Raw genomic sequence first — 14,174 nt, 5'->3', positions numbered from 1 at the left:
AAGAGAAATGAATATGATGTATTCCATTAGTAACGCGGAGCGGGAACTGCAGGCGAAAAGCGTGGATCTCAACCCGCGCTGGTATCCGCGTTATCACCTGGCTGCCCGTGCCGGCTGGATCAACGACCCCAACGGGTTGGTATGGTTCGACGGCTGGTACCACGCGTTTTATCAGCACCACCCGTATTCAAACCAGTGGGGGCCGATGCACTGGGGCCACGCGCGCAGCAAGGACCTTGTGCATTGGGAACACCTGCCGGTGGCGCTGGCGCCGGAAGGGCCGGAAGATAAAGACGGCTGTTTCTCCGGCTCGGCGGTGGTTGATGGCGATACGCTGGCGCTTATCTACACCGGCCATAAATTTCATGGCGATCCCGCTGATGAAAATAATCTGTACCAGGTCCAGTGTCTGGCGACCAGCCGCGACGGCATCCATTTTGAGCGCCAGGGGATGGTCATTGATACCCCGCCGGGGATGCACCATTTTCGCGACCCGAAAGTATGGCGTGAAGGTGAAAGCTGGTACATGGTGGTCGGCGCGCGGGTAGACGACGTCGGTCAGGTGCGGTTGTACCGTTCTGACGACCTGCGCCACTGGCAGGATGCCGGTATTCTTGCCCAGGCCGAAACGGGGATGGGCTACATGTGGGAGTGCCCGGATTTCTTTGAACTCGATGGCAAGCGGGTTCTGATGTTCTCGCCGCAGGGGATGGCCGCGGACGGCTTTGCCCGGCGCAATTTATTCCAGAGCGGCTATCTGCTGGGGGACTGGCAGCCGGGGCAACCTTTCGTCCGCGAAGAGGCGTTTGTCGAACTCGACAGCGGCCACGATTTCTATGCGCCGCAAAGCTTCCTCACCCCTGATGGCCGACGGATTGTTATCGGCTGGCTGGACATGTGGGAGTCGCCGCTGCCGGAGCAGCAGGACGGTTGGGCCGGTATGCTCTCGCTGCCGCGCGAGTTAAGCCTCGGCGCGAATAATCGGTTACTGATGCGTCCGGCAAAAGAGGTGGAAGGCCTGCGCCGCGACTGGTTCCCGTGGCCGGTCAGTTCGTTGAAGAATCAGCAGCTGACGATGGTAGAGCGCTGCGAAACCATGGAGGTCAACCTGCATTGGGATACGGCCAATAGCTGCGCCGAGCAGTACGGTTTGAGCTTTGGCGAAGGGTTGAAGGTATATGTCGACAATCAGATGCAGCGGCTGGTACTGGAGCGTCGCTATCCGCAATATGGTTTATGCGGCACCCGCAGCGTTCCGTTACCCACCGGTTCGGCGCTGAAGCTGCGGTTATTTTTCGATAGCTCATCCGTTGAGGTTTTCGTCAATGACGGCGAAGCCTGCCTCAGCAGCCGTATTTATCCTGACGCGCAGCACAGAGAATTAGTTTTATTTTCCTGGAGCGGTAGCGCGGCATTAATTGATGGCGGAGCATGGGAGCTCTAATTAAATAGTAATTAACCAGAATAACCCGTTAGCAATCGCCGGCGGGTTTTCAATATTTACCGAAAAAATAAAACAATACCTTTAATATATAATAAGCAGGGTCTAACGATGAATAAAATCTGGGTTGGATGTCTTATCTCGTCTTTATTTATTCCCGCCGCCGGCGCGCAACCAACGCTTTCGCTTGAGGAGCGCCTGGCGCAGATGGAGCAGCGCTTAAAAGCCACCGAGCAGCGGGCGCAAAACGCCGAGGCGGAAATCCGCGAACTGAAGCAGCAGGAGCGCACGACGGCTAAAAGCAGCGCGCCAGCGCCCGCGACGGTTGCCGCGCCCGCGCTGGCGGTGAATAAAGATGTCGATTTAAAATTTTACGGTGATGTTGAATTTAATATGGATGGCGCCAGCCGAACCGGCAGCCTGACCTCGGTAAAAACCAGCGCGAATAAGAACTGGGCGCCGGGGGATAAAGAACGCTGGGATATCAATGGGCGTATTTTGTTAGGGTTCGATGGCTTACGTAAAGGCGCGAATGGTAAATATTCCGGCTTTAGCGTACAGCCGCTGGCGGATATGACCGGGAAAATGAATCTTGATGATGCCGTATTTTTCTTTGGTCAGGAAAATGACTGGAAAATAAAAGTGGGGCGCTTTGAAGCCTACGATATGTTCCCGCTGAATCAGGATACGTTTATTGAATATTCTGGTAATACCGCCAACGATCTCTATAGCGACGGTTACGGTTATATCTACATGATGAAAGAGGGGCGCGGGCGTAGCAGCAGCGGCGGTAATTTCCTGCTGAGCAAATATCTCGATAACTGGTACTTTGAGCTCAACACGCTGGTGGAAGACGGCAGCTCGTTATTCGTCGATCAAAACTATCACGGCAACGCGCTCGAAAATCATAAAAACGTGGTCTATGTGCGGCCGGTGGCGGCCTGGCAATCCGGCCCGTGGTCAGTGGCGGCGGCGGTTGAGAGCAACCTGGTGAACAATGCCTATGGCTATCAAAACCAGCATGGACGCTGGGTCGATCAGTCCAACCGTACCGGCTACGGACTGACCATGAGCTGGAATACGCTGAAAACCGATGCCGAGGATGGCATGGTGGTGAACCTCAGCACCGCTTATCTGGATGCGGCGGATGAAGAGGATTTCAGCGCCGGTATCAACGCGCTGTGGCATCGCGTCGAGTTGGGATATATCTACGCGCACAACAAAATCGACCAGTTTAATATGGCGGGCGTCAGCGGCGAGTGCGATGGCGACTGCGCGATTCTGACGCCGGGCCGCTATGACATCCACACGATCCATGCCTCCTGGCAACTGCCGAATATCATGGATATGCCGAACTTTAATATTTATCTCGGCGCCTATGCCTCATGGCTGGATTCGTCGGCCCAGCAGAGCGGGAACGACGACGAACGCTACGGCGCGCGCGTGCGCTTTAAATATTTCTTCTGATGTGGGCGCCGCCCAACAGCAACAGTGGAAAGTTATCGGCAGGTTTGCTTCACTGGAGCAAACCATAAAGGAGCAGATAATGAAAACCATCGGCCTGCTGGGCGGCATGAGCTGGGAATCCACCATTCCTTATTACCGGTTAATTAATGAAGGCATTAAAGCGCGGCTCGGCGGCCTGCATTCCGCCAGCCTGTTGCTTCATAGCGTTGATTTTCATGAGATTGAAGCCTGCCAGTCGGCAGGGGAGTGGGAGCGCGCCGGCGAGATCCTCGCCGCGGCGGCGCTGGGGCTACAGCAGGCCGGCGCCGAGGGCATCGTGCTGTGCACCAACACCATGCATAAAGTGGCTGAGGCGATTGAAGCCCGCTGCGAAGTGCCGTTCCTGCATATCGCCGACGCCACCGGGCGGGCGATCAGCGCTAAAGGCCAGCGTCGGGTCGCGTTATTGGGCACCCGCTACACCATGGAGCAGGATTTTTATCGCGGCCGTCTGCAGCAGCGGTTTGCCATTGAGACGCTGATCCCGCAGGCCGACGATCGGGCGCGCATCAATCAGATTATCTTTGATGAGCTGTGCCTCGGCACCTTTAGCGACGCCTCGCGCGACTATTATCTGCAGGTCATCGAGGCGCTGGCGGCGCAGGGGGCGGAAGGCGTTATCTTCGGCTGCACCGAAATCGGCCTGCTGGTTCCGCAAGAAAGCAGCCCGCTGCCGGTATTTGATACCGCGGCGATCCATGCCGCCGACGCGGTGGAATTTATGCTCTCTTAAGTACCGCCGCCAGCGGCTGTTCGATACGCAGCAGGCTGGTTTGCAGATGCTGGACAAAGGCGTCGACCAGCGCGGAACCGGGGCGATGTAGCGGGCGGATTAGGCTGACGGTAAAGGGCACATCGACGCTGAAGCGCCGCACCACCACGCCGCTCTCAGCGTAGTCGAGGGCGGTGAGTGGGTTAACCACCGAAATGCCCGCACCAGCGCGCACCAGCGCGCAGATCGACGCCGCGCTGTGGGTTTCAACCACCATCCGTCGTTTCACCTGGTGCTCCATAAACAGCGCATCAAGCAGCTGACGATAGCTGTCGGTGCGCGACAGGCTGATATAGTTTTCGCCGTGGAAATCGGCGGGGGTGAGTTCGGTTTTCGCGGCCAGCGGGTGATCCAGCGGCAGGACGCAGACCTCATTTAAGGTCAGCAGCGGCGTGCGCTCGGTGCCGGCCGGCGTATGCAGCGTTTCCGTTAACCCTAAATCGTGGCGCTGGGCGGACAGCCACTCCTCCAGCAGCGGCGACTCCTGCGGCACGATCTGCAGGCTGACGTCCGGATAGCGCGCGAGGAACGGCTGCAGCAACAGCGGCAGAAATGACTGCGAAAAGACCGGCAGACAGGCTACCGACAGCTCCCCCTGGCGGAATTCGCGCAGGCTTTCCGCGGCGCTAACGATGCGATCCAGCCCGTACCATGAACGCTGTACTTCTTCAAACAGTCGCAGCCCTTGCACCGTCGGCTGCAGACGGCCGCGGGCACGCTCAAACAGCTTTAAGCCGAGTACTTTCTCAAAACGCGCCAGCTCACGGCTGACCGTCGGCTGCGAGGTGTGCAGCATCCGCGCCGCTTCGGTCAGGTTGCCGGTGGTCATCACCGCGTGGAAAATCTCGATATGGCGTAAGTTGACGGCTGGCATGGGCGGCTCCCGGTTAGCATCAGATAGCCATATCATTTTTGCATAGACTCGCGACAAAACGATATTTTTTATTCTCTTCACGCTGTGGCGTAATCGAAAAAAACATCGACAAACACACGCACGCACCGGAGTCCTTATGCCACGCTCGCTGAACGCCACCGATACCGATCTGACCGCCGACAATCTACTGCGCCTGCCCGCTGAGTTTGGCTGCCCGGTATGGGTCTATGACGCGCAGATTATCCGCCGCCAGATTGCCCAACTTAGCCAGTTTGACGTGGTGCGTTTTGCGCAGAAGGCCTGCTCCAATATTCATATTCTGCGTCTGATGCGCGAGCAGGGCGTGAAGGTGGATTCGGTGTCGCTTGGCGAGATCGAACGCGCGCTGGCGGCAGGCTACGACCCCGTGCAGCATCCGGACGATATCGTCTTTACCGCCGATCTGATCGATCGCGCGACTCTTGAGCGAGTGAAAGCGTTACAGATCCCGGTAAATGCCGGATCCGTGGATATGCTTAGCCAACTGGGCGAAGTCTCGCCGGGCCACCGCGTCTGGCTACGGGTCAACCCGGGATTTGGTCATGGCCACAGCCAGAAGACCAATACCGGCGGCGAAAACAGCAAACACGGTATCTGGTACAGCCAACTGCCGCAGGCGCTGGAGGTGATTCGCCGCCATTCGCTGCAGCTGGTCGGCATCCATATGCATATTGGCTCCGGCGTTGATTACGGCCATCTTGAGCAAGTATGCGGCGCGATGGTGCGCCAGGTGGTGGAGTTTGGCCAGGATCTACAGGCGATCTCCGCCGGCGGCGGTTTATCGATCCCCTATCACGAAGGCGAAGAGGCGATCGATACCGATCACTACTTTGGCCTGTGGAATGCCGCGCGCGAGCAGATCGCCAAACATCTGGGGCATCCGGTAAAGCTGGAGATCGAACCGGGGCGTTTCCTGGTGGCGGAGTCCGGCGTGCTGGTATCGCAGGTGCGTAGCGTGAAAGAGATGGGTAGCCGCCACTTCGTGCTGATCGATGCCGGCTTTAACGATCTGATGCGCCCGGCCATGTACGGCAGCTATCATCATATTACCGCGCTGGCGGCGGACGGGCGCGACCTGAGCGGCGAACCTCAGCTGGAAACCGTGGTCGCGGGGCCGCTGTGCGAATCCGGCGACGTCTTTACCCAGCAGGAGGGCGGTAAAGTGGAAACTCGCCTGCTGCCGGCGGTGGCGCCGGGGGATTACCTGGTACTGCACGACACCGGCGCCTACGGCGCATCGATGTCTTCAAACTACAACAGCCGCCCGTTGCTGCCGGAAGTGCTGTTTGATAACGGCAGCGCGCGCCTGATTCGCCGCCGCCAGACCATTGAAGAACTGCTGGCGCTGGAGCTTATTTAAAGAACGGCCCCGTCGTCACCGATTCACGCAGCACCAGCGTGCCGGTGAACGGCGGGATGGTTTCGATCGGCTGTTCGTTGGCAAGCTTAATCGCCTGGTCGATGGCGGTGGTGATCATATTGTCGATCGGCAGGTAGACCGTCGATAATCCCGGCTCCAGCCATTTTGCGCTGGGTGCGTCGTCAAAGCCGAAGAGCGACACGTCCTGCGGAATGCGTAACCCCGCCTGATGCAGCGCTTTCGAGGCCCCCAACGCCATATCATCGTTACAGGAGAACAGCGCGCTAAACGGCGTTTTCTCTTCTAATAATTCCCGACATAGCTCATAACCGCGGGTCATCGTCGAATCGCCGTACTTGACCCGCGCCGGTTCCCACGCAATTCCGTGCTTTTCCAGCGCGCTGCGGTAGCCCGCCAGGCGCGCTTTACCCGTTGGGGTGTGCATTGGCACGGTCAGGCAGGCAATATCGCGGTGCCCCTGGGAGATCAGATAGTCGACGGCCTGAAACGCCGCTTCCTGCTGTTCGAAGAACACGCAGCGTTCCCGCGCCTGGCTGACATCGCGGTTAATCACCACCAGCGGCGTTTCGATGGACTCGATAAGCGACATGATTTTTTGTTCGCTCATATGGCGGGTGTAGAGCACGATGGCGTCGCACTGGCGGTCGGCCAACATTTGCACCGCTTCTTCTTCCCGCTCGGGCGCATCGTGGCCATCGGTGACGATAAGCTGCTTGCCCCAGGCTTCCGTTTGACGCGACGCCTGTTGCAGCAAGCGGCCAAAATAGAAACCGTCGAATGTCGATACCACCAGGCCAATGCTATTGCTGGTGCGATTCGCCAGCGAGCGGGCAAGAAAATTGGGCCGGTAGCCCAACTCTTCCATCGCTTTGAAGACCTGTTGGCGGGTACTCTCTTTTACCTGACCTGTGCCGTTCAACACGCGGGAAACCGTCGCTTTCGAGACGCCTGCGCGTATTGAGACATCCAGCATTGTTGCCATTCGTCGATTCCTGATAACCCGTGATAGGGCGCAGTTTACCACAGTCATTCAGAGGGATATGAGCCTGACGACGGCAAAGACTATCGCGATCACGCTTTTTGCGGAAATCCTGGTGAAGGCATTTTCCGACCCATGATGCGCGGGCGGGCGCGGCGCGCTAGAATTCATCGATTCACAGGGGGTAAAAATGCAGATTCAACCGTTGTACGCCGCGCCGCAGCATGCGCCACAGGTGGCGGAGTGGCTATGGCAGGCTTTTGCCGACGATGCCTTACCGCAGGCGTTTTTTAGCAGTATTGTTGAACATAGCCAAACGCCGGGGGCGCTGCCGCTGACCTTTATTGCCACCGATGGCGAGGCGCTATTGGGGACCGTAGGGCTGTGGCGTTGCGATTTGATAAGCCGTCAGGATCTGTTCCCCTGGATGGCGGCGCTGTTTGTCGCCGAAACGGCGCGCGGGCAGGGGTTGGCCGGTAAGCTGCAGCAGCACGTTATCGACTATGCCCGCCAGTGCGGTTATTCACAGCTTTATCTCTATTCCGCCTGCCGCGACTTTTACGAACGCTTTGGCTGGCGCTATATCGGCGAGGGGCTGGATTACCCGGCCACCGCCGTGAACCTCTACCGCTACGACTTGTCACTTTCCGCGGGCGTTATCACCGAGTGACGGCGCACCAGCGTCGGGCTGAAGAGGTGGGTGATTTCCGGCGCCGGGCGCTGTTCCGCCAATGCCAGGGCCAGCTCCGCCGCCTGGGTCGCCATGGTGACGATCGGATAACGCACGGTGGTCAGGCGGGGGCGCACGTAGCGCGAGATCAGTACGTCATCGAAGCCAATCAGCGAAATTTCCTGCGGCACCTCGATACCATTGTCGTTGAGCACCCCCATTGCGCCGGCGGCCATTGAATCGTTGTAACAGGCGACGGCGGTAAAGTTTCTGCCGCGGCCTAATAGCTCGGTCATCGCCAGCTCGCCGCCGCTTTCGTCAGGCTCGGCGAAGGTGACCAGCCGGTCATTGACGGGCAGGCCGCTCTCTTTCAGGGCATCGTAATAACCTTGCAACCGGTCTTCGGCATCGGAAATCGCGTGGTTGGAGCAAATATAGCCAATGCGGCTGTGGCCCTGCTGAATCAGATGGCGGGTCGCCAGCCAGGCGCCGTAGCGGTCGTCAAGCGCCACGCTGCGCTGCTCGAAACCGGGAACGATGCGGTTGATCAACACCATGCCGGGGATCTGTTTCATCAGCCCTGCCAGCTCGTCGTCGGGGATCATTTTAGCGTGTACCACCAGCGCCGCGCAGCGGTGGCGAATGAGTTGTTCAATCGCCTGACGTTCCTTTTGCACGTTGTGGTAGCCGTTGCCGATAAGCAGAAAATTACCGGTGCCGTAGGCCACCTGTTCGACGGCTTTGACCATCGCGCCGAAGAAGGGATCGGAAACGTCGCCCACCACCAGGCCGATGGTTTCCGTCGACTGCTGCGCCAGCGCGCGGGCGTTGGCGTTGGGGTGGTAGTTCAGCGTTTCCATCGCCGCCGTTACCGACTGACGAGAGGCTTCACTCGCCTTTGGCGAGTTGTTGATAACGCGTGAGACGGTAGCGACGGACACTCCAGCGAGTCGGGCTACATCCTTAATTGTCGCCATACCGGACCTTTTTTAGGGTAAGCGTTTACATAATAGTTATGTTACGGGAAAGCGCAGCAGATTCAAGGCTACAGCTATTCTGGTTGATACAAATGTGACGCAGACAGAGATTAGCGGTGACAAAGTTACACAGCACAATGCGTGGGATGCAACGGTGAAAAGAGAATTCTCATCTTTGCTTACACTTTGCGATTAGCTGTTGCGAATGTTCGCTGGTTTCGTTGAGTGATGCATTGATACTCTGGCTATCCCAGAGGTATTGATAGGTGGAGTCAACTTCAGGTTGACCACTTAATTACACCAACCTGCGCAGATGCGCAGGTTTTTTTTTGCCTGTCATTCAGCCTGTTACAGACAGCGAAAATCGCAATACCTGGTTGCACTTAGGCTCATTCCCTTGCGTTTTCGCGCTGGCGCGGTCGTGGGTAAAAACGCGACAATCAGGGTCCCAGAGGTATTGATTGGTGAGTTTCTTAAGTACGCACTTCGTACTGATTATCTTGCACCGACCTGCGCGGATGCGCAGGTTTTTTTTATTCTGAATTTTCTTCCCCCACACTGCTTTTCCCCGCCTTCTCATGTAACCTGCTCGGAATACTAAATCAGCCACGCGGAGTCGTTATGCTGTTGGGATTTTTTCGATTACTGTTCAAAGGATTGTACCGGGTACGATTGACCGGAGACACTCAGGCGCTTTATCAGGAAAAAGTATTAATTACGCCAAATCATGTCTCATTTCTCGACGGTATTTTACTGGCGCTCTTTCTGCCCGTTCGGCCGGTGTTTGCGGTCTATACCTCGATTAGCCAGCGCTGGTTTATGCGGGCGCTGACGCCGCTTATCGACTTTGTGCCGCTGGACCCCACCAAACCGATGTCAATTAAGCATCTGGTGCGCCTGATTGAGCAGGGGCGTCCGGTCGTTATCTTCCCGGAAGGGCGTATTTCGGTGAGCGGTTCGCTGATGAAAATCTATGACGGCGCGGCGTTTGTGGCGGCGAAGTCGAAAGCGACTATTGTGCCGCTGCGAATTGAAGGCGCCGAACTTACGCCGTTCAGCCGCCTGAAGGGGCTGGTAAAACGCCGCCTGTTCCCACGTATTCAGCTCCATTTACTGCCGCCGACGCATCTGCCGATGCCGGAAGCGCCGCGCGCCCGCGATCGGCGAAAAATCGCCGGCGAAATGCTGCACCAGATTATGATGGAAGCGCGCATGGCCGTGCGTCCGCGTGAAACGTTGTATGAGTCGCTACTGGCGGCGCAGGACCGCTTTGGCGCGCGCAAAAACTGCGTGGAAGATATTAATTTCCAGCCGGATACCTACCGTAAACTGTTGACCAAAACGCTGTTCGTCGCGCGTATTCTGGAAAAATACAGCGCGCAGGGCGAGAAAATCGGCCTGATGCTGCCTAACGCCGGTATTAGCGCGGCGGTGATTTTCGGCGCGATTGCCCGCGGGCGTATCCCGGCAATGATGAACTATACCGCCGGCGTCAAAGGGCTCACTAGCGCGATTACCGCCGCGGAAATCAAAACCATTTTTACTTCCCGTACCTTCCTCGATAAGGGCAAGCTCTGGCACCTGCCGGAGCAGCTGACTCAGGTGCGCTGGGTGTTTCTGGAAGATCTGAAAGGCGATGTCACTACCGCCGACAAACTGTGGATTTTTAGCCATCTGCTGGCGCCGCGTCTGGCGCAGGTCAAGCAGCAGCCGGAAGATGCGGCGATGATCCTCTTTACCTCCGGCTCGGAGGGGAATCCAAAAGGGGTGGTGCATAGCCATAAAAGCCTGCTGGCTAACGTGGAACAGATTAAAACCATCGCCGACTTTACCGCCAACGATCGCTTTATGTCGGCACTGCCGCTGTTCCACTCCTTCGGCCTGACGGTCGGCCTGCTGACGCCGCTGTTTACCGGCGCGGAAGTGTTCCTCTATCCAAGCCCGCTGCACTATCGGGTGGTGCCGGAGCTGGTCTACGATCGTAACTGTACCGTGTTGTTCGGCACCTCAACCTTCCTCGCCAACTATGCCCGCTTTGCCAACCCGTATGATTTTTATCGTCTGCGCTATGTGGTGGCAGGGGCGGAAAAACTGCAGGACAGTACCAAACAGCTGTGGCAGGACAAATTCGGCCTGCGCATCCTTGAAGGCTACGGCGTGACCGAATGCGCGCCGGTGGTCTCCATCAACGTTCCGATGGCGGCGAAAGTCGGCACCGTCGGACGCATTCTTCCGGGGATGGATGCCCGATTGCTGGCGATGCCCGGCATCGAACAGGGAGGCCGACTGCAGTTAAAAGGGCCTAACATCATGAAAGGCTATTTGCGGGTAGAAAACCCCGGCGTGCTGGAAGCGCCGACGGCGGAAAACCAGTACGGTGAAGTGGAGAGCGGCTGGTACGACACCGGCGATATCGTCGTCTTTGACGAGCAGGGATACGTGCGTATCCAGGGCCGCGCCAAACGCTTCGCCAAAATCGCCGGCGAAATGGTCTCGCTGGAGATGGTCGAGCAGGTCGCTTTGGCGGTCTCGCCGGACAAAATGCACGCCACGGCCATTAAGCAGGACGCCAGCAAAGGCGAGGCGCTGGTGCTGTTTACCACCGATAATGAACTCAATCGCGAAAAGCTGCTGCGCTACGCACGTGAACATGGCGTACCGGAACTGGCGGTGCCGCGCGATATTCGTTGGCTGAAACAGCTGCCGGTGCTGGGTAGCGGCAAGCCAGACTTTGTCACCCTGAAAGGTATGGTAGAAGAGGCGGAACATTCAAATGAGTGAGTCAGTGCACACTAACGCTTCACTGTACTCGAAAGGGATGATGGCGGTGATCTGCGCCCAGTTCCTGTCGGCCTTCGGCGATAACGCGCTGCTGTTCGCCACCCTGGCGCTGATGAAGCAGCTCTACTATCCGGAGTGGAGCCAGCCGGTATTGCAGATGCTGTTTGTGGGCGCTTACATTCTCTTTGCGCCGTTTGTCGGGCAGTTTGCCGACAGCTTCGCCAAAGGCCGGGTAATGATGGTCGCTAACGGACTGAAGCTGCTCGGCGCCGGGTGCATTTGCTTTGGCGTCAATCCGTTTATCGGCTATACGCTGGTGGGGATCGGCGCGGCGGCCTATTCGCCGGCGAAATACGGTATTCTCGGCGAACTGACCACCGGCGATAAGTTAGTGAAGGCTAACGGGCTGATGGAGTCGTCGACCATTGCGGCGATCCTGCTGGGGTCGATGGCGGGCGGCATTCTTGCGGACTGGCACGTGCTGGCGGCGCTTATCGTTTGTGCGCTGGTTTATGGCGGCGCAGTGGTCGCTAACCTGTGGATCCCGAAGCTACCGGCCGCTCGTCCTGGACAGTCGTGGCGTTTCCGGCCGATGACCCAAAGCTTTTTCAGCGCCTGTAAAACGCTGTGGCGTAATAGCGAAACGCGTTTCTCGTTGATGGGCACCAGCTTGTTCTGGGGGGCGGGGGTGACGCTGCGCTTCCTGCTGGTGATTTGGGTGCCGGTGGCGCTTGGGATCACCAGCAACGCAATGCCGACCTACCTCAATGCGATGGTCGCCGTCGGGATTGTAGTTGGCGCAGGCGCAGCGGCGAAGCTGGTAACGCTGGAAACCGTCTCGCGCTGTATGCCTGCCGGGATATTGATTGGCGTCGCGGTGATAGTCTTCGCGGTGCAGCAGTCGCTACTGCCAGCATTTGGCCTACTGCTGCTGCTCGGTGTATGCGGCGGCTTCTTTATCGTGCCGCTGAACGCGCTGCTGCAGGAGCGAGGGAAACATACCGTTGGCGCAGGCAACGCCATTGCGGTGCAGAACCTCGGTGAAAACGTGGCGATGCTGCTAATGCTGGGGTTGTACTCGCTGGCGGTCAGCGTTGGGATCCCGCCGGTTGGCGTGGGGATAGGGTTTGGCGCGGTCTTTGCGCTAGCCATCGCCGCGTTGTGGTGGTGGGGACGGCGTAAATAATCCCCGGCTTGCGCTACGCTTAGCCGGGCTGCCGAACTACCGAAGGTCGCGGGTTGTGTAGCCCGGATAAGGCGCCAGCCGCTACCCGGGACACCCCCCGGCTTGCGCTACGCTTAGCCGGGCTACTGCACTACCGAATGTCGCGGGTTGTGTAGCCCGGATAAGGCGCCAGCCGCTATCCGGGACACCCCGCGCTTGCGCTACGCTTAGCCGGGCTACCGAACTACCGAATGTCGCTGGTGGTGTAGCCCGGATAAGGCGCCAGCCGCTATCCGGGGCTTTACTCCCTTACGGCGCCGGGTAGGTATACACCTTATGCGCCGCTTCAATCTCCGCTAACACCTCTTCGCTCAGCTCAAGATGCAAACTCTCGACGTTGGTCTTGAGCTGCTCCATGGTCGTGGCTCCGAGCAGGGTGCTGGCGACAAACGGCTGACGACGCACAAAGGCCAGCGCCATTTGCGCCGGATCGAGATTGTGGCGTTTGGCAATGTCCACATAAGCGGCCACCGCTTTCTGCGCCTGCTCGCCGCTGTAGCGGGTAAAGCGGCTAAATAGCGTATTGCGTGCGCTGGCCGGCTGCGCGCCGTTGAGGTACTTACCGGTGAGCGTACCGAACGCCAGGCATGAATACGCCAGCAGCTCAACGCCCTCATACTGGCTCACTTCCGCCAGCCCCACTTCGTAGCTGCGGTTAAGCAGGCTGTACGGGTTTTGAATCGTGACGATGCGTGGCAGGTCGTGCTTATCGGCCAGATGCAGATAGCGCATGACGCCAAAGGCGGTTTCGTTAGAGACGCCGATATAGCGAATTTTACCGGCGCGCTGGAATTCGGTGAGCGCTTCCAGCGTATCGAGAAGGGTGACCACCGGCGCGGAGTCGCTCCAGGTATAGCCCAGCTTGCCGAAACAGTTGGTCTGGCGCTGCGGCCAGTGGACCTGATAGAGGTCGAGATAATCGGTTTGCAGACGCTTGAGGCTGTCGTGCAGCGCGTCGCGAATATTTTTGCGATCCAGCGCGTGGTTCGGGCGAATGCTGCTGTCGTTATTGCGCGCCGGGCCGCTGACTTTAGAGGCGATAACCAGCTTTTCGCGGTTGCCGCGTTTCGCCAGCCAGTTGCCGACGTAGGTTTCGGTCAGCCCCTGGGTTTCCGGGCGCGGCGGGACAGGATACATTTCGGCGACATCAATCAGGTTGATTCCCTGACTTACGGCGTAGTCGAGCTGTTCATGAGCGTCGGCCTCGCTATTTTGCTCACCAAAGGTCATTGTGCCCAGCCCCAGCGTGCTGATTTCAAGAGAACTGTGTGGGATACGGTGATACTGCATAGCCGGCTTCCTTATTTTTATCAACAAGGTCAGGAGTTTCCCGACAAAACTATCTCCCCACAAACTTCAAAGCGCTTGCAGGCTGATGGGAATAACAACATGGCAGAGGGAGAGAAAAAGAGAAAGGGAAAATATCAAAAAAGCCGGGTCTGGAGATCCTGAAGGGGGCTGCCCTGGGGATATAGCAGGGGGATCCCGACTCTTTTCTGTGGCTGTGGTTGTCGGTAATTATGCTGTTA

The 14,174-nt window shown here is 57.9% G+C and carries 11 protein-coding genes; 7 read left to right on the top strand and 4 right to left on the bottom strand.

The genetic code is table 11. The annotated features are described in order from the left end of the window. Nucleotides 1-13: 13 nt before the first annotated feature. The 3 genes from PGS10_RS06380 (at nt 14) to PGS10_RS06370 (ending at nt 3,680) form a co-directional block, all read left to right on the top strand. Nucleotides 14-1,444, top strand: a complete 1,431-nt coding sequence (locus PGS10_RS06380) for a glycoside hydrolase family 32 protein (protein ID WP_213293092.1) — start codon at nt 14-16, stop codon at nt 1,442-1,444. A gap of 108 nt (nt 1,445-1,552) precedes the next feature. Further along, nucleotides 1,553-2,908: a carbohydrate porin gene (locus tag PGS10_RS06375; protein WP_063416339.1), complete on the top strand. Its 1,356-nt coding sequence runs from the start codon at nt 1,553-1,555 to the stop codon at nt 2,906-2,908. Between the two features lie 79 nt (nt 2,909-2,987). Then, the gene (locus tag PGS10_RS06370) at nt 2,988-3,680 is read left to right on the top strand and encodes an aspartate/glutamate racemase (RefSeq protein WP_316422598.1); all 693 of its coding nucleotides are present in this window, start codon (nt 2,988-2,990) and stop codon (nt 3,678-3,680) included. Here the strand turns inward: PGS10_RS06370 and PGS10_RS06365 are convergent. Next, nucleotides 3,667-4,593: a LysR family transcriptional regulator gene (locus PGS10_RS06365; RefSeq protein WP_063447854.1), complete on the bottom strand. Its 927-nt coding sequence runs from the start codon at nt 4,591-4,593 to the stop codon at nt 3,667-3,669. The two genes, PGS10_RS06370 and PGS10_RS06365, sit on opposite strands and share 14 nt — an antisense overlap. A gap of 136 nt (nt 4,594-4,729) precedes the next feature. Between PGS10_RS06365 and lysA the strand changes: the two genes are divergently transcribed. Next, nucleotides 4,730-5,992, top strand: a complete 1,263-nt coding sequence (gene lysA, locus PGS10_RS06360; RefSeq protein WP_316422597.1) for a diaminopimelate decarboxylase — start codon at nt 4,730-4,732, stop codon at nt 5,990-5,992. On the opposite strand, the gene PGS10_RS06355 is transcribed toward lysA, so the two are convergent. Then, complete coding sequence (locus PGS10_RS06355) at nt 5,985-6,986, bottom strand: LacI family DNA-binding transcriptional regulator (RefSeq protein ID WP_161801907.1); 1,002 nt, start codon at nt 6,984-6,986, stop codon at nt 5,985-5,987. The genes lysA and PGS10_RS06355 overlap by 8 nt on opposite strands. A 196-nt stretch (nt 6,987-7,182) precedes the next feature. On the opposite strand from PGS10_RS06355, the gene PGS10_RS06350 reads away from it, so the two are divergent. Then, nucleotides 7,183-7,662 carry a GNAT family N-acetyltransferase gene (locus PGS10_RS06350; protein ID WP_316422596.1) on the top strand — a complete coding sequence of 160 codons (480 nt, stop codon included), beginning with the start codon at nt 7,183-7,185 and terminating at the stop codon, nt 7,660-7,662. On the opposite strand, the gene galR is transcribed toward PGS10_RS06350, so the two are convergent. After that, on the bottom strand, nt 7,623-8,639 hold the full coding sequence (gene galR, locus PGS10_RS06345; protein WP_047065280.1) for an HTH-type transcriptional regulator GalR: 1,017 nt from the start codon (nt 8,637-8,639) through the stop codon (nt 7,623-7,625). The genes PGS10_RS06350 and galR overlap by 40 nt on opposite strands. A 621-nt stretch (nt 8,640-9,260) precedes the next feature. Between galR and aas the strand changes: the two genes are divergently transcribed. After that, nucleotides 9,261-11,420, top strand: a complete 2,160-nt coding sequence (gene aas, locus PGS10_RS06340) for a bifunctional acyl-ACP--phospholipid O-acyltransferase/long-chain-fatty-acid--ACP ligase (protein ID WP_045396698.1) — start codon at nt 9,261-9,263, stop codon at nt 11,418-11,420. Further along, nucleotides 11,413-12,606 carry a lysophospholipid transporter LplT gene (gene lplT / locus PGS10_RS06335; protein ID WP_045396702.1) on the top strand — a complete coding sequence of 398 codons (1,194 nt, stop codon included), beginning with the start codon at nt 11,413-11,415 and terminating at the stop codon, nt 12,604-12,606. The genes aas and lplT overlap by 8 nt, the downstream gene beginning before the upstream one ends. Before the next feature lie 288 nt (nt 12,607-12,894). Here lplT and PGS10_RS06330 read toward each other — a convergent pair whose 3' ends face one another. Continuing rightward, nucleotides 12,895-13,935, bottom strand: a complete 1,041-nt coding sequence (locus tag PGS10_RS06330; RefSeq protein ID WP_316422595.1) for an NADP(H)-dependent aldo-keto reductase — start codon at nt 13,933-13,935, stop codon at nt 12,895-12,897. Between the last annotated feature and the right edge of the window lie 239 nt (nt 13,936-14,174).

It is taken from the genome of Klebsiella sp. 141153 (assembly GCF_032601995.1).
GTDB classification, from domain to species: domain Bacteria; phylum Pseudomonadota; class Gammaproteobacteria; order Enterobacterales; family Enterobacteriaceae; genus Klebsiella; species Klebsiella aerogenes.
The sequence above is the reverse complement of the archived record's forward strand: the minus strand, read 5'-3'. Positions and strand labels throughout refer to the sequence as shown.

Bases quoted from the DNA above. Each gene is read 5' to 3' on its own strand.
- PGS10_RS06330 (WP_316422595.1), bottom strand. From the start codon at position 13,935: ATGCAGTATCACCGTATCCCACACAGTTCTCTTGAAATCAGCACGCTG.
- PGS10_RS06380 (WP_213293092.1), top strand. From the start codon at position 14: ATGATGTATTCCATTAGTAACGCGGAGCGGGAACTGCAGGCGAAAAGC.
- PGS10_RS06355 (WP_161801907.1), bottom strand. From the start codon at position 6,986: ATGCTGGATGTCTCAATACGCGCAGGCGTCTCGAAAGCGACGGTTTCC.
- PGS10_RS06365 (WP_063447854.1), bottom strand. From the start codon at position 4,593: ATGCCAGCCGTCAACTTACGCCATATCGAGATTTTCCACGCGGTGATG.
- lysA (WP_316422597.1), top strand. From the start codon at position 4,730: ATGCCACGCTCGCTGAACGCCACCGATACCGATCTGACCGCCGACAAT.
- lplT (WP_045396702.1), top strand. From the start codon at position 11,413: ATGAGTGAGTCAGTGCACACTAACGCTTCACTGTACTCGAAAGGGATG.
- PGS10_RS06350 (WP_316422596.1), top strand. From the start codon at position 7,183: ATGCAGATTCAACCGTTGTACGCCGCGCCGCAGCATGCGCCACAGGTG.
- galR (WP_047065280.1), bottom strand. From the start codon at position 8,639: ATGGCGACAATTAAGGATGTAGCCCGACTCGCTGGAGTGTCCGTCGCT.
- aas (WP_045396698.1), top strand. From the start codon at position 9,261: ATGCTGTTGGGATTTTTTCGATTACTGTTCAAAGGATTGTACCGGGTA.
- PGS10_RS06375 (WP_063416339.1), top strand. From the start codon at position 1,553: ATGAATAAAATCTGGGTTGGATGTCTTATCTCGTCTTTATTTATTCCC.
- PGS10_RS06370 (WP_316422598.1), top strand. From the start codon at position 2,988: ATGAAAACCATCGGCCTGCTGGGCGGCATGAGCTGGGAATCCACCATT.